This is a genomic window from Nakamurella sp. GG22 (assembly GCF_052976845.2).
This window is the reverse complement of record NZ_JBRIIO020000018.1, coordinates 109,993-133,108: the sequence shown is the minus strand read 5'-3', so window position 1 is coordinate 133,108 and position 23,116 is coordinate 109,993. Positions and strand designations below refer to the sequence as shown.

Here is a 23,116-nt window from a genome sequence, read left to right as displayed (position 1 = left end):
GTACCGGGCACGAGCGGAATCCCAACCCTGATTAACCTGGCGAAGGTCTGCCACAGGAAGAGGATCTCGATGAGCGCTCTGTACACCGCTTCGGCCACCGCGACCGGCGCCGGCCGCAACGGTCACAGTCGATCGTCGGACGGCATTCTCGACGTCGACCTGGCCACCCCGGTGGAGATGGGCGGTCCCGGCGGGGCCACGAACCCGGAGCAGCTGTTCGCGGCCGGCTATGCGGCGTGCTTTCTCAGTGCGCTCACCGTGGTGGCGAAACGCGCAAAGGCCGAGATCGCCGACACCGCCGTGACAGTCGACATCGGCCTCAATCGGAACGGGGCCGGCGAGTTCCAGTTGTCGGCGGCGTTGCACGTCGAGATGTCGGGCGTCGACCAGGCAACCGCCGACGAGCTGGTGGCGGCCGCGCACCGGGTGTGTCCCTACTCCAACGCCACCAGGGGCAACATCGACGTGGAGATCGACACACTCGTCGCCTGAGGCCCCGTAGATTGGCGAAGGTGGCCACCACTGTGTCGATGCCCCTGTTCCCGCTCGGTCTGGTGCTGTACCCAGGGGTCATGCTGCCGCTGCACATCTTCGAGGACCGTTACCGGTTGCTGGTCAAGGAACTGCTCGAACTCCCGGACGGCGCCCGGCGTTTCGGCGTGGTGGCCATCAAGGCGGGACGTGAGGTGGGCACCGACGGCATCACCGCGCTGCACACCGTCGGCTGCACGGCCGAGCTCCGCTATGCGGAGGCCTACCAGGACGGCCGCTTCGACATCATCTCCACCGGGATGGACCGCTTCCGGCTGGTCGGCGTCCAGCACACCGAACCGTTGCGGGGCGATGTGGAACTGCTGCCGGAAGTCGCCTCGGCGCCGGCCCAACCGCTGGCCGACCGGGTGCGCCGGCTGTTCACCAGCTACCGCCAGGCGTTGATACAGGCACAGGGCGCCGCCGATGACGACGACGAGGGCATACCCGCGCTGCCCGGTGACCCGACCGAGTTGTCCTACCTTGTCGCCGCCGCGATGATCCTGGACCTCACGGAGAAGCAGCAACTGCTGGACGCCGCGACGGTCGACGACCGGCTGCGGATGGAGTTGACGCTGCTCAAGCGGGAGGCGTCGATGGTGGGGGCGCTGTCGCTCCGTCCGGCGGTCGAGCTGCCCCGAACGCCCTACGCGTCGAACTGAGCAGCATCGAACTGAGCAGCGCCAGCACTGAGCAGCATCAGCACTGTCAGCCCAGCAGTTCGTCCACGTAGCACCACTTCCAGGCCTCACCCGGCTCGTGGCTGCGCATCACCGGGTGCCCCGTCTCGCGGAAATGCCGGTCGGCGTGCCGCGCCTCCGACGAGTCGCAGCAGGCGACGTTGCCGCACGTCAGGCAGAGCCGGAGGTGCACCCACCTGGTGCCGTCGCGCAGGCAGGCTGGGCAGCCGTAGTCACTGGTCGGCGGCACAGAATCCGGCGCCGCGGCCAGGTGGTCGCAGACACCGGCCGTCTTCGCCGGTGTGGTCAGCGTCTTTCCGGCGACCGATTCGGCCCGTGCGGAGCGGCGGTCGATCATCGACTCCTCGACATCCAGGGAGTCCATCACCTCGGCGAGAACCTCACTGTCGGTCGTCCCGTGGTCGCGGATGTCCAGCACCGCAGCGCGTTCCGCCCGCAGCATCGCCATCCGGAGCCGCCGGTACTGCTCCGTCGGGGTCTCGTCCTCGGTCTGGTCGCTGATCCGGCCGAGCCGTTCCCACACGGCGTTGAGCCGCGCCTCGCCGCGGGTCGTGAGGGTCTGGATCACCTCCGGATCGTCGTCGGCGTCGGTGACCCTGACGCGTTTCAGCTCCGCCCGGCCGGCCTCCACTGTCCGCATCAGCACCTGCGCCTCGGCCAGCGCGTCCTCGCGTTCGTCCGGACCCTCCACCCGCAGCCGGCGGGCCAGCCAGGGCAGCGAGAGACCCTGCAGCAGCAGTGTTCCCGCCGTCACCACGAATGCTCCCAGGACGAGCACCTCGACATTGGGGATGCTCTTGGGCAGCACGAACGCGGCGGCCAGCGTGACGACCCCGCGCATCCCCGCCCACGACACGACGGCCGTCGACCGCCAGCTGTAGGGCTGGTCGCGCTGGCTCCGGGGCCGGATCAGGTAGTAACCGACCGGGAACACCCAGAGCGGCCGGACGACGATGACGGACACCAGCGCCGCGGCGCAGAACAGGGTGATGGTCAGCGGTGACAGCTCCGAGCCGGCCAGGCCGTCGAGGATCTCCTGCACCTGCAGCCCGATCAGCAGGAAGACGCTGTTCTCGAGCAGGAACTGGATCGTCTCCCAGTTGATCCGCTCGTTGAGCCGCGACGTCGCGTCCTGGATCTTGGGTGCCTTGTGACCGAGGATCAGGCCGGCCGTCACCACCGCGATCACCCCGGACGCATGCACCTCCTCCGCCGGCAGATACGCGGCGAACGGCGCCATCAGGGACAGTGCGGTGTCGATGATCGGGTCCTTGTTGAACCGCCTGAGCAACGCGAACAGCAGGGCGACCCCGATCCCGATCGCCGCGCCACCTGCTGCCGCCCAGAGGAAGTCGACACCGATGCTGGCGATCGTGACGGAACCGCCGATGGCCACGATCGCGGTCCGCAGGCCGACCAGGGCGGTGGCGTCGTTCAGCAGCGACTCGCCCTCCAGGACCGTGACGACCCGCCGCGGCAGGCCGATGCGCCGGGCGATCGCGGTAGCCGCAACGGCGTCCGGGGGTGCGACGACCGCGCCGAAAGCGAAGCCGGCTGCCAACGGGATCGGCAGGATCCACCAGGCGACCAGCCCCACCAGCACCGTCGTCGCGATGACCAACCCGACCGCGAGCCAGGCGATGGCCCGCCGGTTCGTCTTGATGTCCACCAGCGAGGTCTTGATCGCGGCCGAGTACAGCAACGGGGGCAGCAGCCCGATCAGCACCAGTTCGGGGCTGAGTTCGAACGGTTCGATGAACGGCAGGAACGAGCCGCCGATCCCGATCACCACCAGCAGCAGCGGCGCAGGGAGTTCGAAGCGGCGGGCGAGCGCGCTGACCCCGGTGACGGTGGCCGTCAGCGCGAGGATCCAGATGGCGATGTCCACGCCCATGATCGTTGCACCCCGGCGAGGGGACGTTGCGCCACCCAGCGGTGGCGAGTACCGGGCGGGTCAGGCCATCTGGGGTCGGCTTTCGACGGTCAGCCGTTGCCGATGACCGCGGCCCTGGCCTCGCGGACGCCGGTGGGCGGTCCGGCCACGTACCAGCGGTGGCCGCCGTGCTGGAAGACGTCGACGACGCCGCCGGCCGCGGACACCACCGCGGCGCCGGGATACCAGTCCCAGGTGGGTGTGTCGGCGTGCAGCCAGACCCCGAGCCGGCCGGCCGCGACGGCGGCCAGCTCCACCGACCCTGACCCGATGATCCGCACCGACGCGGCACCGGCGATCGAGCGCAGCAGGCCGTCCCGCAGCGGGAGGTCGTTGACCCTGGTGGGGTGCAGGTAGGTCGAGATGGCCACCTCGTGCAGTGCCCGGTCTTCCAGCCTGGGCAACGGGACGCCGTTCAGCGAGGTGGGGATGTCGCGGCCGCCCACCCACAGTTCGTCGGTGGTCGCCTGGTAGATGGCGCCGAGCAGCAGGTGTTCGCCGTCCAGCAGGGCCAGCGCCGAGCACCATGCCGGCAGGCCGGAGACGAAATTGAAGGTGCCGTCGACGGGATCGATGATCCAGGTCCGCCGCCCGGGCGCTGCCGCACCCTCCTCGCCGATCACCCCGTCCGCCGGCCGGGCGGCGGCGATCCTCCCGACGATCATTGCCTCTGCGGCCTTGTCGGCGTCGGACACCACGTCGCTGATGCTGGTCTTCCGGTCCACCGTCAGCCCGCCGAGCCGCATCTGGGCAGCCAACCGGCCCGCCGAGGTGACCAGCGCAGCCGCCAGTTCTGCGTCACTGAGGTCGGCGTCGGCAGTCCGCGCATTGATCATCGGCACCCGCCCACCGTAACGACGGTGCACCGGTCACCCGACAGGGCGTCTGGTTACGGCGTATCCGTTGACCGCGCCGCCGGGATGGTAGACAGTCCGGATGACCCGACTCGTGCTCGGTCCGCTGCTGCGGCATGTCGGCGCCACCGACGCCACCATCTGGGTGGAAACCGACAGTCCCTGCGAGGTCGAGGTGCTCGGATTCCGCGAGCGCACCTGGACCGTCGCCGGGCACCACTACGCGCTGGTGATCATCGAGGGGCTGGACGAGGGCAGCGCGACACCGTACGAGGTGACGCTCGACGGGCAGCGGGTCTGGCCCGAAGACGGCTCCGATCAGCCGCCGAGCCGTATCCGCACCCGTGCGGCCGGGGTTCCGGTCGAGATCGCGTTCGGGTCGTGCCGGTACGCGACCGCGGAGGCGGTGCTGCCGGGGCACAAGTACGACGCGGACGTCCTGCAGTCGTACTCGACCAAGATCGCCGGCATGCCGGAGCAGGACTGGCCGCACGCCCTGGTGATGCTCGGCGATCAGGTGTACGCCGATGAGACGTCACCGGCGACCCAGGACAAGATCCGGCAGCGCCGGGACATCACCGCCGGGTCCAAGGAGCAGGTCGCGGATTACGAGGAGTACACCTGGCTGTACTCCGAGTCGTGGACCGACCCGGAGGTCCGCTGGCTGCTGTCCACGGTGCCGTCGTCGATGATCTTCGACGACCACGACGTGCGGGACGACTGGAACACCTCCGAGTCCTGGCGCCATGACATCCAGCAGACAAGTTGGTGGGCCGAGCGGATCGTCGGCGCCCTGTCGTCCTACTGGGTGTACCAGCACCTGGGCAACCTGACGCCCGCGGAGCTGGCCGAGAACGAGCTGTATCAGACGGTGCGCCGGCTGGGCGACGATGCGGAGCCGCTGCTCCGCGCGTTCGCCGAATCGGCCGACCGGGAGGCCGACGGCGAGAAGGGCACCCGCTGGTCGTACCGGCGCGACTTCGGCTCGGTCCGCCTGCTGGTCATCGACACCCGATGCGGCCGCATCCTGGACGAGGGCCGCCGCAGCATGCTCAGTGACGCCGAGTTCGACTGGATCGGGCAGCAGCTGGACGGCGACTACGACCATCTGCTGATCGGCACGTCCCTGCCCTGGCTGCTCCCCCGGGCGCTGCACGACGTGGAGGCCTGGAACGAGCTGCTCAGCGATGGCCACCGCGGCCGTTTCATCGCGACGATCTCCGAGAAGATCCGACGTGCAGCTGATCTGGAGCACTGGGCGGCGTTCCGGCTCTCCTTCGAACGGCTCGCGACGATGATCAGGGACGTCGGCCGCGGCGATCACGGCGGGTCCGACGGCAAACCTCCGGCCACCGTCTGCGTGCTGTCCGGCGATGTCCACCACGCCTACATCGCGCAGCCGCACTACGGCCCCGAAGTCACGTCGGCGGTCTATCAGCTGACCTGTTCACCGCTGCACAACCGGGTTCCGGCGCCGATGCGACTGGCCTTCCGCGGGGCGTGGAGCCGGCTCGCGGAGCGCTTCACCAAGGTCGTGCTCAGCGCCGTCGCCAAGCCGCCGCCGCCCATCGTCGAGTGGAGCCGCCTCGCCGGTCCCTACTTCGGCAACGACCTGATGACGCTGCGGCTGGACGGCCGCAGCGCCTCGGTGCTGCTCGAGCAGGCCGGACCGGCCGACGAGCCGCTGACGCTGACCGAGGTCACCAGGCTCTCGCTCGCCTGAGGACGATCACCGCGGTCACCGCCACGCGCGGCAGTGCGGTTTCCTGGGCAAATCGGGGCATAATGACCCGGCCGCAACAGGTGCGGCCGTCACGAGGGGTTGGCACCGTGCTCATCATCGCGATCATCCTGCTGGGCATGCTCGCCGGAGCGGCGGCCCAGCTGATCTTCCGCAGCAACAAGCGGCCCATCGACTGGACCGTGGCCATCGTCGTCGGCCTGATCGGCTCGTTCGTCGGTGGGTTGCTGATCAGCCTGCTCAACGGTGACGGCATCGCGCTGCGGCCGAGCGGCATCATCGGCTCGATCGTCGGCGCCATCGTGGTGACCGGGGTCTACAAGCTGGTCACCGGCAGGAATCCGGGCGCCTCCGCCCGTCGCTAGACCGGTGAGGGAACGACCAGACGGACCGCGGTCGACGCCGGCACCCGACCCGGGTGCAGGATCGCCGCAATCGCCTCGACGCCGTCGACCAGACGGGGACCGGGCCGGACAACGATCCCGTCCGCGTCGATCGCCCACACCGGAACCCCGGGCAGCTCGGCGTGCACGGTGCTGGCCTGCTCCGCGGCACCGTCCAGATGGAAGCCGCACGGCGCGACGACTACGACATCCGGTGCGCCGGCGCGGATGTCGTCCCAAGTTGTCTCCGCCGACCGGCCGCCGCTGTTCCCGCCGACCGGTTCCCCACCGGCCGCGACGACGAGGTCAGGCACCCAGTGGCCCGCCGCGAACGGGGGGTCCACCCATTCGACGACCGCCACCCGGGGCCGGGGGCGGCCCGCGACGGCCGCCTGCACCCGATCCAACCGGGCCCGCAGACCGGCCACGACGCCGGCCGCCCGATCACCGACGCCGGCCCGGTCGCCGACCTGCTGGACGGTGGCCAGCACGTCGTCGAGCGAGTGCGGGTCGAGGCTGAGCACCTCGGCCGCGCACCCCAGGTAGCCGAGCGCGCGGTCGACGTCACCCGAGGGAATGGCGCACACCCGGCAGAGGTCCTGGGTCAGGATCAGCTCGGGGTCCAAGCCTGCCAGTGCCTGCGACCGGAGGGTGTACAGGTCCTCCCCCGCGGCCATCGCCGCGCGCACGTAGTCGTCGATCTCCCGCGGCGTCATGCCGGAGGTGTCCCGGCCGCCCACCACGACAGCCTTGTCGAGCCTGGCCGCCGGCGGCTCGTCGCACTCGAACGTCACGCCGACCAGGTCGTCACCCAGCCCCAGCGCATAGACGATCTCGGTGGCGGACGGGAGGAGCGAGACGACGCGCATCGACCCAGCCTAGAGAGCCCCGCCCGGACCAGCGGGACGCGGGACCTCAGCGGGCGCGCATCCGGTTGTTGCGCGCGTTGTGCTCGAGTTCGGCGAGACCCAGTTCCTCCAGCAGCGGCGGGATGTACACCCCGAACCGGCCGCGGAAGCCCTTCTTCAGGCCGTACCACCCGCCGACCGGGTTCTCCTCGGACCGGCCCCACGCCTCGACCGTGCCGGGCGCTGCGGGTTTCTGCTCGTCGGCACCGCCGAGCGGGACCCAATCGGCTGCCGCAACGAGCATCGCGTGCAGGTCGTCGATGCATCTCGCCTGGTAGGTCAGCACGGTCTTGCCGACGGTGCAGACCAGGATCGGCGGCTCCGCGGTGTCGTCGCGGTGGATGGTGTACGCGGAGGACCCGGGCGGTGTGGTCAGCTGCCAGGGGTCGTCCTTGGTGCCGGAACCGGACATCGCCCGACCTTACGCCCGGACGCCGCCTAATCCCCGCGCCCTCATCACCGCACCCTCATCACCGCACCCTGACCACCGCACAGGTAAGCCGCGTTGCGGCCGGCGAACCCCGCCGCGGCTTCTAAGCTGACGTCCATGCAGCAGTACCTGGATCTGATGGACCGCATCCTGACCACCGGCGCGGTGAAGACCGACCGGACCGGCACCGGGACCCGCAGCATCTTCGGCCACCAGATGCGGTTCGACCTCGCCGACGGTTTCCCGCTCGTCACCACGAAGAAGGTGCACCTGCGGTCGGTGGTGGTGGAGCTGCTGTGGTTCCTGCAGGGCTCGACCAACGTGCGGTGGCTGCAGGAACGCGGCGTCAGCATCTGGGACGAGTGGGCCGACACCGAAGGAGAACTCGGGCCCGTCTACGGGCACCAGTGGCGGTCCTGGCCGGCACCGGACGGCCGGCACATCGACCAGATCGCCGCGGTCGTCCACTCGCTGCGGACCAATCCGGATTCGCGCCGGCACATCGTCTCCGCCTGGAACGTCGCCGAGGTGTCGGAGATGGCACTACCGCCGTGCCACACCATGTTCCAGTTCTACGTGGCAGACGGGCGGCTCTCCTGCCAGCTGTACCAGCGATCGGCGGACGTCTTCCTCGGAGTGCCGTTCAACATCGCGTCCTACGCCCTGCTCACCGCCATGATGGCGCAGGTGGTCGGCCTGGCACCGGGCGAGTTCGTGCACACCCTGGGCGATGCGCACCTGTACTCCAACCACCTCGAGCAGGCCCGGCTCCAGCTCACCCGGACCCCACGCGCGCTGCCGACCCTGCAGCTGAGCCCCGGCGTCACCGAGATCGACGACTTCACCGCCGACAACATCACGGTCGTCGACTACGACCCCTACCCGGCGATCAGGGCGCCCATCGCGGTATGACCGGTCTCCCTGTGACCGCACGCCCGGTGACGCCGAGGGCCGCGGTGATCACGCTGGTCGCCGCGGTGGCCGCGAACGGCACCATCGGTGCGGACGGCGGTCTGCCGTGGCACCTGCCAGCCGACCTCCAGCGGTTCAAGGCGATCACCATGGGCCACACGATGATCATGGGCCGGCGGACGTTCGAGTCGATCGGCAGGGTGCTGCCCGGCCGGCGGACCATCGTGGTGACCAGGGACACCGACTACGACGTGCCGGGCGCGCTGGTGGCGCATTCGGTGGACGATGCCCTGGCCTTGGCGGTCGGCCCCCGATCCGACTCCGACCCCCCCGACGACGGTTCGCCGGTTCCGGTGATGGTGGTCGGCGGCGGTGAGATCTACCGGCAGACGATGGCGCGCGCCGACCGCCTCGAGATCACCCACGTCGAGGTCGACGTCGACGGCGACACGGTGTTCCCGGAGATCGACCCGGCCCGCTGGCGGGAGAGCCACTCCGAACAGGGCCCCTCAGACCATGGCGTCTCTGATCGGCGCTATCGCTACCGGTTCGTCACGTACGAGCGCCGCGGGCCGATCCGTGACCTGGCGCTGCTGCTGTCCTCGCTGCGCCCGTACCTGCACGAGGGCGAGTTCCTCTTCTGCAGCGTTCCGGCCGGCCCGCTGCCGAACGGAGTCCACCCGGTGGTCACGGTGCAGGAGTCCGAGGGGACGACCATGGTTGTCCCCGCCGCGGAGGCCGACGCCGCGCAGTTGCACGGCACCTTCAGATGCGCCTGGATCACCCTTGCGGTGTCGTCAGATCTGGAGGCGGTCGGTCTCACCGCCGCGGTGTCGGCGGCGCTCACCGCGGACGGCATTGCCTGCAATGTGGTGGCCGGTTATCACCACGACCACCTGTTCGTTCCGGTGCAGGCCGCCGAGGCAGCACTCAACGCGCTGGAAGCCCTGGCACACACCAGGACCTGAGCCCTGCACGACGTGGTCGCCGCGACGGACGTCAGCCGACCGGCGCGCCGGGCCTCGTCGATCCGTAGGGCACGACGATCCGTAGTGTCGGATCGATGCTCGTGCTGTCCATCGAGCCGGAACGCGGACGATTCGAGCTGACCATCCCGGCCTTCACCGAGTTGGTGATGACGTTGCTCTTGTCGGCGGGCACCACGTCGGTCCGCATCGTGCGGCTGACCGAATCAAGGAGGTCGGACAGCTCGAGATCGAGGGCGTCACAGATCGACGCCAGTAGTTCGCTCGACGCTTCTTTCCGGCCGCGCTCGACCTCGGAGAGGTATCCGAGCGAGACATTCGCCGCTGTCGACACGTCGCGCAGCGTGCGGTTCTGCCGGTTTCGAGCGTCTCGCAGTGTTTCTCCCAGTGCGTTACGCAGGAGCATGTCGCACCTCCTTCCCACCTTGTGCATCGGATGTGCTGTCGGGGGTTGATCCGGCATCGAGATGCCGGTCGTGCTGGATGGATCGGGATTGCTGGTTGAACAGTATTGACACTTCCACGCTACCGTGAGCCATTGCCGGCCCGGCGAGTCCCGGCCGACAATCATCCCAACGTGAATCGCACCACCGATGTTCCGGCATCCCGATCACCGGGTGGTTACGAAAGCGTTGCTGGAATGTTCGCCAGCATCTCCAGAGCAGCCCTGGCGGCCGCGGCGCGGGTGGACCGGCGGACGGACCCGGCAGCGTCCGGCTGCCCGGCAGGGTGACCATCCACCGACGGGGTGGCGGCGGAGTGCGCGCTGCGCGCATCGCGGTGGTCCCCCGGTCCCGACACGGCGCAGAACCAGGTGCCCACCGGGACGCCGTTCTGCGGATCCGGACCGGCGACGCCGGTGAGTCCCACGCCGATGGACGCGCCGCAGCGGCTCCGCGCCCCGTCGGCCAGCCGCATTGCCACCTCCGGATCGACGGGGCCGCGCTCGGTGAGCAGGGCGCTGTCGACGCCGGCCAGCGTGTGCTTCAGATCGGTGGCGTAGACCACCAGGCCGCCGCGAACGACGGCACTCGAACCCGGGATCTCGGTCAGCAGCGCGACCAGCAGGCCGCCGGTCAGGGATTCGGCGGTCGCGACCGTCAGGCCCGCGGCGGAGAGCCGCTCCAGCAGATCGGCCACCGCGGCGTCGTCCACCCCGACGGCCCGTGCCAGTTCAGCCATCGTTCGGCGGCCTCACGTCGCCGGCGGCTGCTCGATGTGGCCGGCCCTGGCCCGGGCGTACACGCCCCAGGCACGGACGACGTAGTCGACGCCGGTGACGACGGTCAGCAGCACGGCGAGCCCCATGGCGCCCTGCGCGACCCACTCGAGCGCGGCGGGCAACGGCAGGATGTACAGGCCGATGGCGATGATCTGCACGAAGGTCTTCGCCTTGCCGCCCGGGCTGGCCGCGATGACGCCGTACCGGATGACGGCGAAGCGCAGCAGCGTCACGCCGATCTCGCGGACCAGGATGACCAGCGTCACCCACCAGGCCAGGTCGCCGAGCATCGACAAACCGATCAGCGCCGAACCGGTCAGCGCCTTGTCCGCGATGGGGTCGGCGATCTTCCCGAAGTCGGTGACCTGCCCGCGTTTGCGGGCGATGTGCCCGTCGTACCGGTCGGTGATGGCGGCGATCGCGAAGATCGCCCAGGCGATCCAGCGCCATGTCGTGTCGTGGCCGCCCTGCGCGAACAGAGCCAGCAGGAACACCGGAACCAGGATCAGGCGCAGCACGGTGAGCGCGTTCGGCAGGTTCATCAGCGACACCGGCGGCGGACGCTCGGTCATGGCGTGACGACCTCGAGCGCCCTGGCGGTCAGGTCGATGCCGTCGCTGCCGGTGATCAGACAGCGGACCAGCTGCCCTGCCGTCAGCTCGGAATCTGCTGTCCCGAAACCTGTTGTCTCAAGCCCGCCGGCGTCGGTGATCCGGACGTTGCCGTCGACCTCGGGGGCCTGGTGCGGACCCCTGCCTGCGACGGCGCGGTCGGGGCCCCGGTCGTCGGTGGGCAGCAGGTCGGCGGCCGGGTCGGCGTCGATCAGCACCAGCATCTCGGTTCCGATCCGGTCCTCGGCGCGTTGCGAGGTGAGTTCCTCGACCAGCGACGTCACCCGTTCGACCCGGTCCGCGATCTCGTCGTCGCCGAGCTTGCCGGGCAGGTCGGCGGCCTCGGTGCCGTCCTCGTCGGAGTAGCCGAAGACCCCGACGGCGTCCATCCGCGCGGACATCAGGAACGCCTCGAGTTCGGCGAGATCATGCTCGGTCTCACCCGGGAAGCCGACGATGACGTTCGACCTGATCCCCGCCTCCGGGGCGGCAGCACGGATCTGGCCGATCAGCTGGAGGAACGCCTCGCGTGACCCGTAGCGGCGCATCCGGCGCAGCACCGGCTCGGAGGCGTGCTGGAACGACATGTCGTAGTAGTCGGCGACACCGGGAATGCCGGCGATCGCCTCGATCAGCCACGGCCGGGTCTCCGCCGGCTGCAGGTACGAGAGCCGCACCCTGGCGATGCCGGGGACGGCGGCGAGCTCGGACAGCAGGTCCTCGAGCTGGCGGTCGCCCGGCAGGTCCTTACCGAACGACGTCGAGTTCTCGCTCACCAGGACGATCTCGCGGACCCCTTGACCGGCGAGCCAGCCCGCCTCGTCGACGATCTCACCGATCGGCCGGGAGACGAAGGCGCCGCGGAAGGACGGGATCGCGCAGAACGTGCACCGCCGGTCGCAGCCCGACGCGATCTTGAGCGGGGCCACGGGACCGGAGTGCAGCAGCGTCCGGACCAGCGTGGGCCCGGACGGCGGGGCATGCCCCGGCAGGGAGACCGATCGGGCGGCCGACGGGCGGGCCGACGGCGACAGCGGCAGCAGCTTCCTGCGGTCAACCGGGGTGTGCGCGGCGGGACGGTGGCCGTCGACGACGTCACCGAGCAGGGCGGCCAGGTCCGGGTAGGCATCGAATCCCAGGACCGCGTCGGCCTCCGGCAGGGCCTCTGCGAGTTCGGCCCCGTAGCGTTCCGCGAGGCAGCCGACGGCGACTACCTTGGCACCGGTATCCGCCGCGGCGAGCACGGTGTCGATCGAATCCTTCTTGGCGCTCGCGACGAAGGCGCAGGTGTTCACCACCACGACGTCCGCCGAGGACGGATCGGCGACCAGCCGGTACCCGCCCACTTCGAGCCGGCCGGCGATCTCGGAGGAGTCGACCTCGTTCCGCGCACAGCCCAGGGTGACCAGATTGACGGTCGTGGTGACCTGTCGGCCCGCCGCCGGGGTCACGTTCGCCGCTGTCGGAGAAACCTCGGACACAGCGGACACTGCACCACCCTAGTGGGCAGGAGGGTCCGTTCGAGAATTCACGCCCGCACCCCGGCCGGCGTGCCGAGCGTCGCGGACCATAGGTTGTTCGCCGTGACCCACGACGACCCCGCACCGGTGGTGCATCCCGCACGGGTCACCGATGTCCGCGGGATCAAGCGACTGGTGGATGCGCACGCCGGGCCGATCCTGCTCGAGAAGACCCTGGCGAACCTGTTCGAGGACGTCACCGAGTTCTGGGTCGCCGAGTCCGGCGGCGAACTGGTCGGCTGCGGGGCGCTGCACGTGCTGTGGGAGGACCTGGGCGAGATCCGCACGGTGGCGACCGATCCTGCCGTCCGGCGCCGTGGTGTGGGTCGGGCGCTGTGCACGCAGCTGATCGAGCACGCCCGGCACCTGGGGCTGCACCGGCTGTTCGTGCTGACGTTCGAGGTGGAGTTCTTCCGTTCGCTCGGCTTCGAGCCGATCCGCGAGCTGGACCTGTCGGACGAGGCCTTCGCCGAGCTGCGGTCGTCGTACGACAGGGGCGTCGCCGAGTTCCTCGACCTCCCGTACGTCAAACCCAACACGTTGGGGAACACCCGAATGCTGAAGGTGCTCTGACGCGCGCCCGGGCTCGAAACTGCCCCGGGATCAGAGCTGCGGGGTGCGGCGGTCGGCGATCCGGGCCAGCGCCTCGGCCAACAAGGCCTCGCCGTCCTCCTCGGACCGCCGCTCCTTGACGTAGGCAAGGTGCGACTTGTAGGGCTCGACCTTGAGCGCGGGCGGCGGCTCGGCCCGGTCCTGGCCGGCCGGCAGCCCACAGCTCGGGCAGTCCCAGGTCTCCGGGATCTCGGCATCCATCGCGAAGGCCAAACGAGTCACATGCCCGTTGGCGCAGTAGAAGTCGAGCTTCTGGCGCGGTGCGGACTCGCCCCGATCGGACTCGCCCATGCGACCCGCACCCACCCGTGAACCGCGAATCGGATTACCACCAGCCATGTCGACCTGCCCGTTCCAGATGCCGATGAATCAGAAGCCGACCTTCAGCAGGAGGCCGACCCCCACGATCGAAATACCCCACACCGAGGCGACGAACAACGTCAGCCGATCCAGATTCTTCTCCACGACCGACGATCCCGACAGGGACGACTGCATCGTCCCACCGAACAGCGAGGACAGGCCACCACCCTTGCCGCGGTGCAGCAGGATCAGCGCCATCAGCGCCAGGCTGGTGATCACCAGCAGGATCTGGAGAAAGAGAATCATGTCTGCCTTGCTCATCAGCGGTCGGGACAGCCGGGATGGCGGTTGCGACCAGGGTCGGCACGAGTCTAACCCGGCGGGTCCCCGGGGCAGCCCATCCGCGCGCGGGTGGGACGACGCCGCGGAGCCGCCCCGGTCCAGGACCGGAACGGCTCCGCGGGCAGCATCGACTGGGTCGACAGGGTTTCGCTACGACAGCACGCCCACTGCGTTGGCCGCCAGGTTGGCGAACTCGGTGCCGTCGAGCGAGGCACCGCCGACCAGTGCGCCGTCCACGTCGGGCTGCGCGGTGATCTCCGAGACGTTGCCCGACTTCACCGAGCCGCCGTACAGGATCCGGACGCCGCCGGCGATCTCGGCGCCGTACTTCTCGGCCAGTGCGGCACGGGCCGCGCCGCACACCTCCTGGGCGTCGGCGGGGGTGGCCACCCGGCCGGTCCCGATCGCCCACACCGGCTCGTAGGCCAGCACGATCGAGGTCGCCTGCTCGGGCGTCACGTCGGCCATCGCGGCCAGCATCTGGTCGACGGAGTGCTGGACCTGGTTGCCCGCCTCGCGGATCTCCAGACCCTCGCCGAAGCACAGCAGCGGGATGAGCCCGTGCCGGTAGGCGGCGTTGACCTTCGCGGCCAGCAGCTCGTCGGATTCCTGGTGGTACTCGCGGCGCTCCGAGTGACCGACGAGGACGTAGGTGCAGCCCAGCTTCGCGAGCATGCTGCCGGAGATCTCACCGGTGTAGGCGCCGGAGTCCTTCGCCGACAGGTCCTGCGCGCCGTAGACGATCTTCAGCTTGTCCGCGTCGACCAGCGTCTGCACCGAGCGCAGGGCGGTGAACGGCGGGATCACCGCGACCTCGACGTGCTGGTAGTACTTGTCGGGAAGTGTGAACGCAATCTTCTGCACCAGGGCGATGGCCTCGAGGTGGTTGAGGTTCATCTTCCAGTTGCCCGCGATCAGCGGCTTGCGTTGGCCGTTCGTCATTGCGTTCATGCCTCCAGTACGGCAAGACCGGGGAGCTCTTTGCCTTCGAGGTATTCGAGGGAAGCGCCACCACCGGTCGAGATGTGGGTGAAGCCGGATTCCTCGACGCCCAGGGTGCGGACAGCGGCTGCTGAATCGCCACCGCCGACCACCGAGAACGACGGGGACGCGGAAATTGCCTCGGCGACGGAGCGGGTCCCGTCCGCGAAGGGGGCGAGCTCGAAGACGCCCATCGGGCCGTTCCAGAAGACGGTGGCGGACTTCTCCGCGATCTCGGAGAACCGGGCGCTGGTTTCCGGACCGATGTCGAGGCCGAGCCAGCCGTCGAGAATGCCGTCCGCCGCAACGATCTGAACCGCCGCGTCGGCGGAGAAGGCATCGGCGATGACGACATCGGTCGGCAGCACGATCTTGTCCGCGTTGTCCTCGAGCAGCTGCTTGCAGGTCTCGATCTGGTCCTCCTGCAGCAGCGAGGCGCCGACGCCGTACCCCTTGGCGGCCAGGAACGTGAAGGCCATCCCGCCGCCGATCAGCAACGAGTCGACCCTGGGCAGCAGCGAGGTGATGACGCCGAGCTTGTCCGACACCTTCGACCCGCCGAGGATGACCGCGTACGGCCGTTCCGGATCCACAGTCAGCTTCTTGAGCACCGCGGTCTCCGCGGACACCAGGTAGCCGGCGAAGTGCGGGAGCTTCTGCGCGATCTCGTAGACCGACGCCTGCTTGCGGTGCACCACCCCGAAGCCGTCGGAGACGAAGGCGGCGCCGTCCCCCACCACGGCCACCAGGTCGTCGGCGAGCGCGCTCCGCTCGGAGGCGTCCTTAGAGGTTTCGCGGGGGTCGAACCGCACGTTCTGCAGCATCGCGATGCCGCCGTCGGTCAGCGCCGCGACGGTCTCCCGGGCGGAGGGGCCGACGAGGTCGTCCGCCAGCGGCACCGAGGTGCCGAGCAGTTCACCGAGCCGGGCGGCCGCCGGGGCCAATGAGTACTTCGGGTCGGGCGCGCCCTTGGGCCGGCCGAGGTGAGCGGTGACGACCACTTTCGCCCCGCCCAAAATCAGCGCCTGCAGGGTGGGCAGGGAGGCGCGGATGCGCCCGTCGTCGGTGATGACGTCGCCGTCCAGCGGGACGTTGAGATCGGACCGGACCAGCACGGTGCGGCCGGCCACACCTGCGGCTAGCAGGTCGTCGAGGGTGTGCACTTTCACGGACTCCTTGGCAGTCGACAGGGAAAGAGGTCGCGCCGGTCCGGGCGCGAACCCGGAACGACACGAGCGGTCACGCCCGTCCTGCGGGGATCCGAGCGTGGCGGCAAGACAGACCGCGGGTGGCGTTCACGGAGCACACGGCCCCGGAACGCCACCCGCGCGTCACTCCGTCAGAGGCTTGCGCCGACGAGGGTGGTCAGGTCCACCAGCCGGTTCGAGTAGCCCCACTCGTTGTCGTACCAACCGACGATCTTGAAGAAGTTGCCGCCCAGGCCGATGGTCAGCGGCGAGTCGAACGTGCACGACGCGGGCGACCCGACGATGTCGGTCGACACGATCGGATCGGTCGAGTAGAACAGCCGGTTCTTCAGCGGACCGGAATCGGCTGCCGCCTTGAACGCCGCGTTGACGTCGTCGACCGTGGTGCCCTTCTCGAGCTCCACCGTCAGGTCAGTCACCGAGCCGGTCGGAACCGGCACCCGCAGGGCGTAGCCGTGCAGCTTGCCCTTTAGCTCCGGCAGCACCAGAGCGGTCGCCTTCGCTGCACCGGTGGTGGTCGGGATGATGTTGATGGCCGCGGCGCGGGCGCGACGCAGGTCCTTGTGCGGGAAGTCCAGGATGACCTGGTCGTTGGTGTAGGCGTGGATCGTGGTCATCAGACCCTGCACCAGGCCGAAGTTCTCGTGCAGCACCTTCGCCATCGGCGCCACGCAGTTCGTGGTGCACGAGGCGTTGGAGATGATCGACTGCGATCCGTCGTAGGCGTCGTCGTTCACGCCCAGCACGACAGTCAGGTCCTCGCCGGTCGCCGGCGCGGAGATGAGCACCTTCTTGGCACCGGCGGAGATGTGCTGGCGGGCCGCATCGGCCTTGGTGAAGAAGCCCGTCGACTCGATCACGACGTCGACACCCAGATCGCCCCACGGCAGGTTGCCGGGCTCGCGATCGGACAGCACCTTGAACTCCTTGCCGTCCACACTGATGACGCCGTCCCCGGCGTGTACCTCGTACGGCAGCTTGCCCATCACCGAGTCGTACTTGAGCAGGTGGGCGAGAGTCTTGGTGTCGGTCAGGTCGTTGACGGCGACGATCTCGATGTCCTGGTCGAGAGAGTCGACCGCTCGCCAGAAGTTGCGGCCGATTCGGCCGAATCCGTTCACTCCGACGCGCACAGTCACGTGTGTCAGCCCTCCTCTAGGGGATCCCGCCGGTGATCCTGCTGACCCCGGGCGGGTTGATCAGTGCGCCGCCTCCAGCTTTCCGGGGCAGCGACGGGGCTCACTGTATCGGCCGCGCACAAGCCAGGCTCGTCGGCCCGTGCTCAATGCGACATGTCAGGCAGGAGGTCCCGCCGATCCCGCTGGGAACGAGTCGAAGTCGGGCCGTTCGGTACTTGCGCGGCCTCCTGGCACAGAGATGAATGGAACCCGAACACCGCATGAACAGCGGGCAAACGCGTCCTGTCGGAGATCGGGTGTCACCCCATCGCTCGGCCGAGATCCGTTCAGCTGTCCAGCATGTCGGCGGTGACGGCGGATTCGGTGTCGGGGATGCCGAGGTCGGCGGCGCGCTTGTCGGCCATCGTCAGCAGTCGGCGGATCCGGCCGGCGACGGCGTCCTTGGTCATCGGCGGATCGGCCAGCTGGCCGAGTTCCTCCAGGGACGCCTGGCCGTGGGCGATCCGCAGCCGGCCCGCCTGGCTCAGATGGTCTGGGGCCTCGTCGCCGAGGATCGTCAGGGCCCGCTCCACCCTGGCGGAGGCGGCAACGGCCGCACGTGCCGACCGACGGAGATTCGCGTCGTCGAAGTTGGCCAGCCGGTTCGCCGTCGCCCTGACCTCGCGGCGCATCCGGCGCTCTTCCCACGCCATCATCGACGAGTGCGCGCCGAGCCTGGTCAGCAGCGCGGCGATCGCGTCACCGTCCCGGACCAGCACCCGGTCGGCGCCGCGGACCTCCCTGGCCTTGGCGCCGATCCCCATCCGGCGGGCCGCGCCGACCAGCGCCAGTGCCGCTTCGGGGCCGGGGCAGGTGACCTCCAGTGATGCGCTGCGCCCCGGTTCGGTCAACGACCCGTGGGCCAGGAACGCACCCCGCCAGGCGGCCTCGGCATCGCCTACCGAACCCGCGACGATCTGCGGCGGGAGCCCGCGAACCGGACGTCCGCGCTGGTCGATCAGACCTGTCTGCCGGGCCAGCGAATCACCGCCGGCGACGACCCGGACGACGTACCTGGTGCCCTTGCGCAGACCGGAGGCCGACAGCACCTGCACGTCGGCGACATGCCCGTACAGCTCGCCGATCTCCTTGCGCAGCCGGCGGGCGACCGCCCCGGTGTCCAGCTCGGCCTCGACGATCACCCGGCCCGCCACGATGTGCAGGCCGCCGGCGAACCGGAGCAGCGCCGAGACCTCCGCCTTGCGGGCGGACACCTTGCTGACCGTCACCCTGCTGAGCTCGTCCTTGACGGTGGCCGTCATCGCCATCCGGTGCACTCCCTGTCAGTTATCCGGGCCCTGTCAGTTATCGGGGCCCTGTCAGTCATCCGGGCCCTTCAGTCATCGGGGCCTTGTCGGTCATCCGGGTAGAGACCCCATGCTGGCCACGTGCTGCGGGTCGGCCCGCCTCCGGACGAGCAGCGTGGCCAAGGAGGCCGACAACCTGTCCGGGTCGTGCCGTTCGGTTCCCACCACGGCCACGTCCTGCAGCTCCAGTTCGGCGCCCAGTCGCGCCGCCGCTGTCGACAGCCGTTGCGGCAGCGGCACCGAGGCACGGTCCGCCAGAACCCAATCGACCCGGAGGTCCGGGGCGTGTGCTGAGAGTACGTCCAGGTGCTGCTCGGGGGAGAAACCCTCCGTCTCCCCGACCTGAGCGGCCAGGTTGAGAACCACCAGTCGCCGGGCCGGGCTCGCGACGATGGCGGCCGCCAGGTCCGGGAGCAGCAGGTGCGGCAGCACGCTGGTGAACCAGGAGCCGGGGCCGAGGGTGATCAGATCCGCCTCGGCGATCGCCTGGATGGCCTCGGGGCACGCGGCGGCATCGGTGGGTTCCAGTCGCACACTGCGGACGGTGCCTGGCGTGCTGGCCACGGCGACCTGGCCCTTGATCGTGCGGACGGCCTCCGGGTCCTCGTCCAGACCCTGCACCTGCGCGACGAAGTCGAGCGGTTCGCAGGCCATCGGCAGCACCCGGCCGCGGGCACCGAGCAGGGCGCCGGCCGCGTCGAGTGCGGCCACCGGATCGCCGAGCACCTGGCTCAGGCCGACCAGCACGACGTTGCCCACTGGGTGTCCGGCGAGCGCCCCCTGGCCCTGGAACCGGTGCTGGAACGTCCTCGTCCAGAGCAGACCCGACGGGTCGGGTTCGGCGAGTGCGGCGAGGGCCATCCGGAGGTCGCCCGGCGGCACGATGCCCGGCACCTCGCGGCGCAGCCGTCCCGACGAACCGCCGTCATCGGCCACCGTGACGACGGCGGTGATGTCGACGTCGAGCAGGACCAGCGCGCAGAGCATGGCGTGCAGTCCGTGACCACCGCCGAGGGCCACCACCCGCGGTCGACGGGCGGGCTGACTCCCGTCCCGGGCCCTGCCCGGAGCCGCTGGGCTGTCCACTACTCCCTGCCAAGGTCGCGGTGGACCACCTGGACGGCGAGCGCGTCGCCCTCGAGCCGGCGCCGGAGTTCCTCGGCGACCGCGACGCTGCGGTGCTTGCCGCCGGTGCACCCGACGGCCAGGGTCAGGTACCGCTTTCCCTCGCGTTTGTAGCCGCCGCTGATCAGGTCGATCAGCTCGACATACCGGTCGAGGAACTCGGTGGCTCCCTCCTGCGAGAGCACGTAATCGGAGACGTCCGGCTGCAGCCCGGTGTGCGGCCGCAGTTCCGGGATCCAGTGCGGGTTCGGCAGGAACCGCATGTCGATCACCAGGTCGGCGTCGAGCGGCAGGCCGTACTTGAAACCGAACGAGACCACCGTGAGCGACGCCTTTCGGTCGGGCGCGGTGTGCCCGAACGCCCGCTCGACCTCGGCCCGCAACTGGTGCACCGAGAGCTCTGATGTGTCCACCACCACGTCCGCCTCCTCGCGGAGCGGTTCCAGCACGGCGCGTTCCGCGGCCACTCCGTCCGCGAGCCGGCCGCCCTCCTGCAATGGATGGGACCGCCGGTTGGCCTCGTACCGGCGGATCAGCGCGGCGTCGCTCGCCTCGAGGAACAGCACCCGCGGCCGGTAGCCGCGGGCGTCGAGATCCTTGATCACCGCGGCCAGGTCCTCGGTGAACAGCCGGGAGCGGACGTCGAGCACGATGGCGATCCGGGTGACGTCCCCGCTGGCCCGCGACCCGAGGTCGACCATCGTGGTGATCAGTTCGGGGGGCAGGTTGTCCACCACGAACCAGCCCAGGTCCTCCAGGCATTTCGCGGCGGTCGACCTGCCGGCGCCGGACAGCCCGGAGACGATGGCGACCTGGATGCCGCCGGTCGTCTCCTTCTCGGTAGTCGCCGGCGTGCCGCCGTCGCGCGATGGGCGGCCGTCGTCCAGCTGCCCGGTTTCAGGTGTTCCCATCGGCGGCCTCTCCCCCTTGCGATGCGACGGGCCCCGATCCCGCAGACACGGAGCGTATCGGTGTTGACCGTATCGGTAATGACGGCTCCCTCGATCGCCGAGCGATCGGCGGTGGCGGGCCGGTCTTGGGCTTGCGCGTGGTGTCGACCGTCTCGGGTTCGCTGAGTGCGGCGACCACCGCCTCCGCGGTGCGCCGGCCGACCCCCGGTACCTCGAGGATCGCCTCGACGTCCGCCCGGCGCAGCGCGGCGACCGAGCCGAAGTGCCTGACCAGCGCCTTGCGCCTGACCTCACCGAGGCCCGCGACGTTGTCCAGGGCCGACACCGTCATCGACTTCGACCGCTTCGCGCGGTGATACGTGATCGCGAACCGGTGTGCCTCGTCGCGAAGCCGCTGCAGGAGGTACAGCGCCTCACTGGTCCTGGGGAAGATGATCGGGTCCGGCTCGCCCGGGACCCACACCTCCTCGAGCCGCTTCGCCAACCCGCACACGGTCACGTCGACGACGCCGAGCTCGGCGAGTTCGGTGGCGGCGGCGTTGACCTGCGGGGCGCCGCCGTCGACGACCAGCAGCTGCGGCGGGTAGGCGAACCGCCGCGGGCGGCCGGTCTCCGGGTCGATCCCCCGGCGGTACGTCGGCTCGGTCGGCTGCTCGGTCGGCTGCTCGGTCGACGGGGCGGGCGCACCGTCTGCCACGGGGTCCTCTTCGGACGCGCCGCCGGGGATCGCCCCTGAGGAGCCGACCGACTTGTTCATGCCGTGACTGAAGCGCCGGCGGACCACTTCGGCGATCGAGGCGACGTCATCGCCCGGGTGCTCCCTGATCGCGAACCGCCGGTAGTCGCTGCGTTTGGGCAGGCCGTCCTCGAAGACCACCAGCGACGCCACCACATCGGTGCCCTGCACGTGCGAGATGTCGATGCACTCGATCCGCAGCGGCGCGACATCCATGCTCAGTGTGTCGGCCAGTTCGGTCAGCGCGGCCGATCGCGCGGTCAGGTCGCTGGCCCGTTTGAGCCGGTGCTGGGCCAGCGCCTCGCGGGCGTTGCGGGTGACAGTCTCTGCCAGCGCACGCTTGTCGCCGCGTTGCGCAACCCGCAGGGACACCCTGGAGCCGCGCAGGTCCGACAGCCAGGAGACCAGTTCGGATTCCGTCGCGGCCTCCTCGCTGGGGATCACGGGCACGAGGATTTCCCGCGGCACGGCGGTCGCGCCGTCGTCATCGGCCCGGCCGCCGTAGAACTGCAGCAGGAAATTCTCCACCAGCGACGGGAGGCCCTCGGAACCGGCGCTGTCGGAGTCGACATCGACGATCCAGCCACGCTGGCCGCGCACCCGGCCGCCGCGGACGTGGAAGATCTGCACCGACGCCAGCAACTCGTCGGCCGCGATCCCGATGACGTCGGCGTCGGTCCCGTCGCCGAGTACGACCGCCTGCTTCTCGACAGCACGGCGCACCGCGCCCAGATCGTCGCGGAGTCGGGCGGCCTTCTCGAAGTCGAGTTCGGTGGCGGCGGCGGTCATCTCCTTCTCCAGCCGGCGGATCAGCGGATCGGCCTTGCCCGCCATGAAATCGCAGAAGTCGTCGACGATCTCGCGGTGCTCCTCGGCACTGACCCGGCCGGTGCAGGGGGCTGAACACTTCCCGATGTAGCCCAACAGGCAGGGCCGGCCGATCTGTTGCGAGCGCCGGAAGACGCCCGCCGAGCAGGTACGGGCCGGGAACACCCGCAGCAACAGGTCGAGGGTCTCCCTGATGGCCCATGCGTGCGCATACGGACCGAAGTACCGGACGCCCTTGCGGTGCGGGCCGCGCATGACCTGGAGCCGCGGGTACTCCTCGTACAGCGTCACGGCGAGTTCGGGATAGGACTTGTCGTCCCGGTAGCGGACGTTGAACCGCGGGTCGAACTCCTTGATCCAGTTGTATTCCAGCTGCAGGGCCTCGACCTCGGTCGACACCACGGTCCACTCGACACCTGCGGCACTGGTGACCATCTGCGCGGTCCGCGGGTGCAGCGAACTGAGATCGGCGAAGTAGGAATTGAGCCGCTGCCGCAGGCTCTTGGCCTTCCCGACATAGATGACCCGGCCGGTCGGATCGCGGAACCGGTACACGCCGGGTGATTCGGGGATCGTGCCGACGGCAGGGCGGTATGTAGCAGGATCCGGCACAACGGCGAGGGTAATCGAGCCGGGCGACAGCGGACGCCGCTCCCGCAGTACCCCCCACCACCCGGATCAATCGGGATCATCGGCACACCGAAACCGACCGGCGCGGGCTCGTGCCCCGGTTAGGGTTGACCGGCCGGACAACTCGCACGAGTACCCGGCCCGGTCGGTCACGCCCGGTGATGACAGTGAACGTTCAGACGCCCACCGTGTGGGTACATGACCGATATGGCGCAGATGCGCAACT

24 protein-coding genes and 1 pseudogene are annotated in these 23,116 nt (G+C 69.8%); 8 read left to right on the top strand and 17 right to left on the bottom strand.

Going from position 1 to position 23,116, the window contains the following annotated elements; translation table 11 throughout:
* Window positions 1-69: 69 nt before the first annotated feature.
* Window positions 70-492: an organic hydroperoxide resistance protein gene (locus ACVBEQ_RS18290; RefSeq protein ID WP_447154712.1), complete on the top strand. Its 423-nt coding sequence runs from the start codon at window positions 70-72 to the stop codon at window positions 490-492.
* Window positions 493-512: 20 nt separating this feature from the next.
* The gene (locus ACVBEQ_RS18285; RefSeq protein ID WP_447154711.1) at window positions 513-1,193 is read left to right on the top strand and encodes an LON peptidase substrate-binding domain-containing protein; all 681 of its coding nucleotides are present in this window, start codon (window positions 513-515) and stop codon (window positions 1,191-1,193) included.
* Window positions 1,194-1,239: 46 nt separating this feature from the next.
* On the opposite strand, the gene ACVBEQ_RS18280 is transcribed toward ACVBEQ_RS18285, so the two are convergent.
* Together ACVBEQ_RS18280 and ACVBEQ_RS18275 are read right to left on the bottom strand one after the other, a co-directional pair.
* Window positions 1,240-3,120, bottom strand: a complete 1,881-nt coding sequence (locus tag ACVBEQ_RS18280; protein ID WP_447154710.1) for a Na+/H+ antiporter — start codon at window positions 3,118-3,120, stop codon at window positions 1,240-1,242.
* Between the two features lie 95 nt (window positions 3,121-3,215).
* The gene (locus ACVBEQ_RS18275) at window positions 3,216-4,001 is read right to left on the bottom strand and encodes an inositol monophosphatase family protein (RefSeq protein WP_447154731.1); all 786 of its coding nucleotides are present in this window, start codon (window positions 3,999-4,001) and stop codon (window positions 3,216-3,218) included.
* A 100-nt stretch (window positions 4,002-4,101) separates the two neighbouring features.
* On the opposite strand from ACVBEQ_RS18275, the gene ACVBEQ_RS18270 reads away from it, so the two are divergent.
* Both ACVBEQ_RS18270 and ACVBEQ_RS18265 read left to right on the top strand, forming a co-directional pair.
* A complete protein-coding gene (locus ACVBEQ_RS18270) occupies window positions 4,102-5,742 on the top strand; it encodes an alkaline phosphatase D family protein (protein ID WP_447154709.1) in 1,641 nt (546 codons plus the stop codon).
* A gap of 107 nt (window positions 5,743-5,849) precedes the next feature.
* Window positions 5,850-6,125: a GlsB/YeaQ/YmgE family stress response membrane protein gene (locus ACVBEQ_RS18265; RefSeq protein WP_447154708.1), complete on the top strand. Its 276-nt coding sequence runs from the start codon at window positions 5,850-5,852 to the stop codon at window positions 6,123-6,125.
* Here ACVBEQ_RS18265 and ACVBEQ_RS18260 read toward each other — a convergent pair.
* The gene (locus ACVBEQ_RS18260) at window positions 6,122-7,012 is read right to left on the bottom strand and encodes an ABC transporter substrate-binding protein (RefSeq protein ID WP_447154707.1); all 891 of its coding nucleotides are present in this window, start codon (window positions 7,010-7,012) and stop codon (window positions 6,122-6,124) included. The genes ACVBEQ_RS18265 and ACVBEQ_RS18260 overlap by 4 nt on opposite strands.
* A gap of 46 nt (window positions 7,013-7,058) precedes the next feature.
* Window positions 7,059-7,463: a DUF6855 family protein gene (locus tag ACVBEQ_RS18255; protein ID WP_447154706.1), complete on the bottom strand. Its 405-nt coding sequence runs from the start codon at window positions 7,461-7,463 to the stop codon at window positions 7,059-7,061.
* Between the two features lie 135 nt (window positions 7,464-7,598).
* Between ACVBEQ_RS18255 and ACVBEQ_RS18250 the strand changes: the two genes are divergently transcribed.
* The 3 genes and pseudogenes from ACVBEQ_RS18250 (at window position 7,599) to ACVBEQ_RS18240 (ending at window position 9,361) form a co-directional block, all read left to right on the top strand.
* A complete protein-coding gene (locus ACVBEQ_RS18250) occupies window positions 7,599-8,393 on the top strand; it encodes a thymidylate synthase (protein ID WP_447154705.1) in 795 nt (264 codons plus the stop codon).
* Window positions 8,390-8,962, top strand: a pseudogene (locus tag ACVBEQ_RS18245) (dihydrofolate reductase); the annotation flags it as partial. The gene ACVBEQ_RS18250 and the pseudogene ACVBEQ_RS18245, both read left to right, overlap by 4 nt.
* Window positions 8,963-8,968: 6 nt before the next feature.
* Complete coding sequence (locus ACVBEQ_RS18240; RefSeq protein ID WP_447154730.1) at window positions 8,969-9,361, top strand: ACT domain-containing protein; 393 nt, start codon at window positions 8,969-8,971, stop codon at window positions 9,359-9,361.
* A gap of 31 nt (window positions 9,362-9,392) precedes the next feature.
* On the opposite strand, the gene ACVBEQ_RS18235 is transcribed toward ACVBEQ_RS18240, so the two are convergent.
* From ACVBEQ_RS18235 to rimO, 4 genes are all read right to left on the bottom strand, one after another.
* Window positions 9,393-9,785, bottom strand: coding sequence for a helix-turn-helix domain-containing protein (locus ACVBEQ_RS18235; protein ID WP_447154704.1), 393 nt, complete (start codon window positions 9,783-9,785; stop codon window positions 9,393-9,395).
* A gap of 215 nt (window positions 9,786-10,000) precedes the next feature.
* A complete protein-coding gene (locus ACVBEQ_RS18230) occupies window positions 10,001-10,561 on the bottom strand; it encodes a CinA family protein (protein WP_447154703.1) in 561 nt (186 codons plus the stop codon).
* A 12-nt stretch (window positions 10,562-10,573) separates the two neighbouring features.
* Complete coding sequence (pgsA, locus tag ACVBEQ_RS18225; RefSeq protein ID WP_447154702.1) at window positions 10,574-11,173, bottom strand: CDP-diacylglycerol--glycerol-3-phosphate 3-phosphatidyltransferase; 600 nt, start codon at window positions 11,171-11,173, stop codon at window positions 10,574-10,576.
* Window positions 11,170-12,663: a 30S ribosomal protein S12 methylthiotransferase RimO gene (rimO, locus tag ACVBEQ_RS18220; protein WP_447154729.1), complete on the bottom strand. Its 1,494-nt coding sequence runs from the start codon at window positions 12,661-12,663 to the stop codon at window positions 11,170-11,172. The genes pgsA and rimO overlap by 4 nt, the downstream gene beginning before the upstream one ends.
* 123 nt (window positions 12,664-12,786) lie before the next feature.
* On the opposite strand from rimO, the gene ACVBEQ_RS18215 reads away from it, so the two are divergent.
* Window positions 12,787-13,305 (top strand): amino-acid N-acetyltransferase, encoded by a 519-nt coding sequence (locus ACVBEQ_RS18215; protein ID WP_447154728.1) that lies wholly within the window; start codon window positions 12,787-12,789, stop codon window positions 13,303-13,305.
* A 30-nt stretch (window positions 13,306-13,335) separates the two neighbouring features.
* Here ACVBEQ_RS18215 and ACVBEQ_RS18210 read toward each other — a convergent pair whose 3' ends face one another.
* From ACVBEQ_RS18210 to uvrC, 9 genes are all read right to left on the bottom strand, one after another.
* On the bottom strand, window positions 13,336-13,683 hold the full coding sequence (locus tag ACVBEQ_RS18210) for an RNA polymerase-binding protein RbpA (RefSeq protein ID WP_447154701.1): 348 nt from the start codon (window positions 13,681-13,683) through the stop codon (window positions 13,336-13,338).
* 30 nt (window positions 13,684-13,713) lie between these two features.
* Window positions 13,714-13,950 carry a preprotein translocase subunit SecG gene (secG, locus tag ACVBEQ_RS18205; RefSeq protein WP_447154727.1) on the bottom strand — a complete coding sequence of 79 codons (237 nt, stop codon included), beginning with the start codon at window positions 13,948-13,950 and terminating at the stop codon, window positions 13,714-13,716.
* Window positions 13,951-14,136: 186 nt separating this feature from the next.
* Window positions 14,137-14,937, bottom strand: coding sequence for a triose-phosphate isomerase (gene tpiA, locus ACVBEQ_RS18200; protein ID WP_447154700.1), 801 nt, complete (start codon window positions 14,935-14,937; stop codon window positions 14,137-14,139).
* A complete protein-coding gene (locus ACVBEQ_RS18195) occupies window positions 14,934-16,130 on the bottom strand; it encodes a phosphoglycerate kinase (RefSeq protein ID WP_447154699.1) in 1,197 nt (398 codons plus the stop codon). The genes tpiA and ACVBEQ_RS18195 overlap by 4 nt, the downstream gene beginning before the upstream one ends.
* A 176-nt stretch (window positions 16,131-16,306) precedes the next feature.
* Window positions 16,307-17,314 carry a type I glyceraldehyde-3-phosphate dehydrogenase gene (gene gap, locus ACVBEQ_RS18190; protein WP_447154698.1) on the bottom strand — a complete coding sequence of 336 codons (1,008 nt, stop codon included), beginning with the start codon at window positions 17,312-17,314 and terminating at the stop codon, window positions 16,307-16,309.
* A 326-nt stretch (window positions 17,315-17,640) separates the two neighbouring features.
* Entirely contained in the window at window positions 17,641-18,621 is a 981-nt protein-coding gene (whiA, locus tag ACVBEQ_RS18185; RefSeq protein WP_447154697.1) for a DNA-binding protein WhiA, read from the bottom strand.
* 90 nt (window positions 18,622-18,711) lie between these two features.
* The gene (locus ACVBEQ_RS18180) at window positions 18,712-19,746 is read right to left on the bottom strand and encodes a gluconeogenesis factor YvcK family protein (protein ID WP_447154696.1); all 1,035 of its coding nucleotides are present in this window, start codon (window positions 19,744-19,746) and stop codon (window positions 18,712-18,714) included.
* A complete protein-coding gene (gene rapZ / locus ACVBEQ_RS18175) occupies window positions 19,746-20,603 on the bottom strand; it encodes an RNase adapter RapZ (RefSeq protein ID WP_447154726.1) in 858 nt (285 codons plus the stop codon). Before rapZ ends, ACVBEQ_RS18180 begins: the two co-directional genes overlap by 1 nt.
* A gap of 79 nt (window positions 20,604-20,682) precedes the next feature.
* On the bottom strand, window positions 20,683-22,872 hold the full coding sequence (gene uvrC, locus ACVBEQ_RS18170; RefSeq protein WP_447154695.1) for an excinuclease ABC subunit UvrC: 2,190 nt from the start codon (window positions 22,870-22,872) through the stop codon (window positions 20,683-20,685).
* Between the last annotated feature and the right edge of the window lie 244 nt (window positions 22,873-23,116).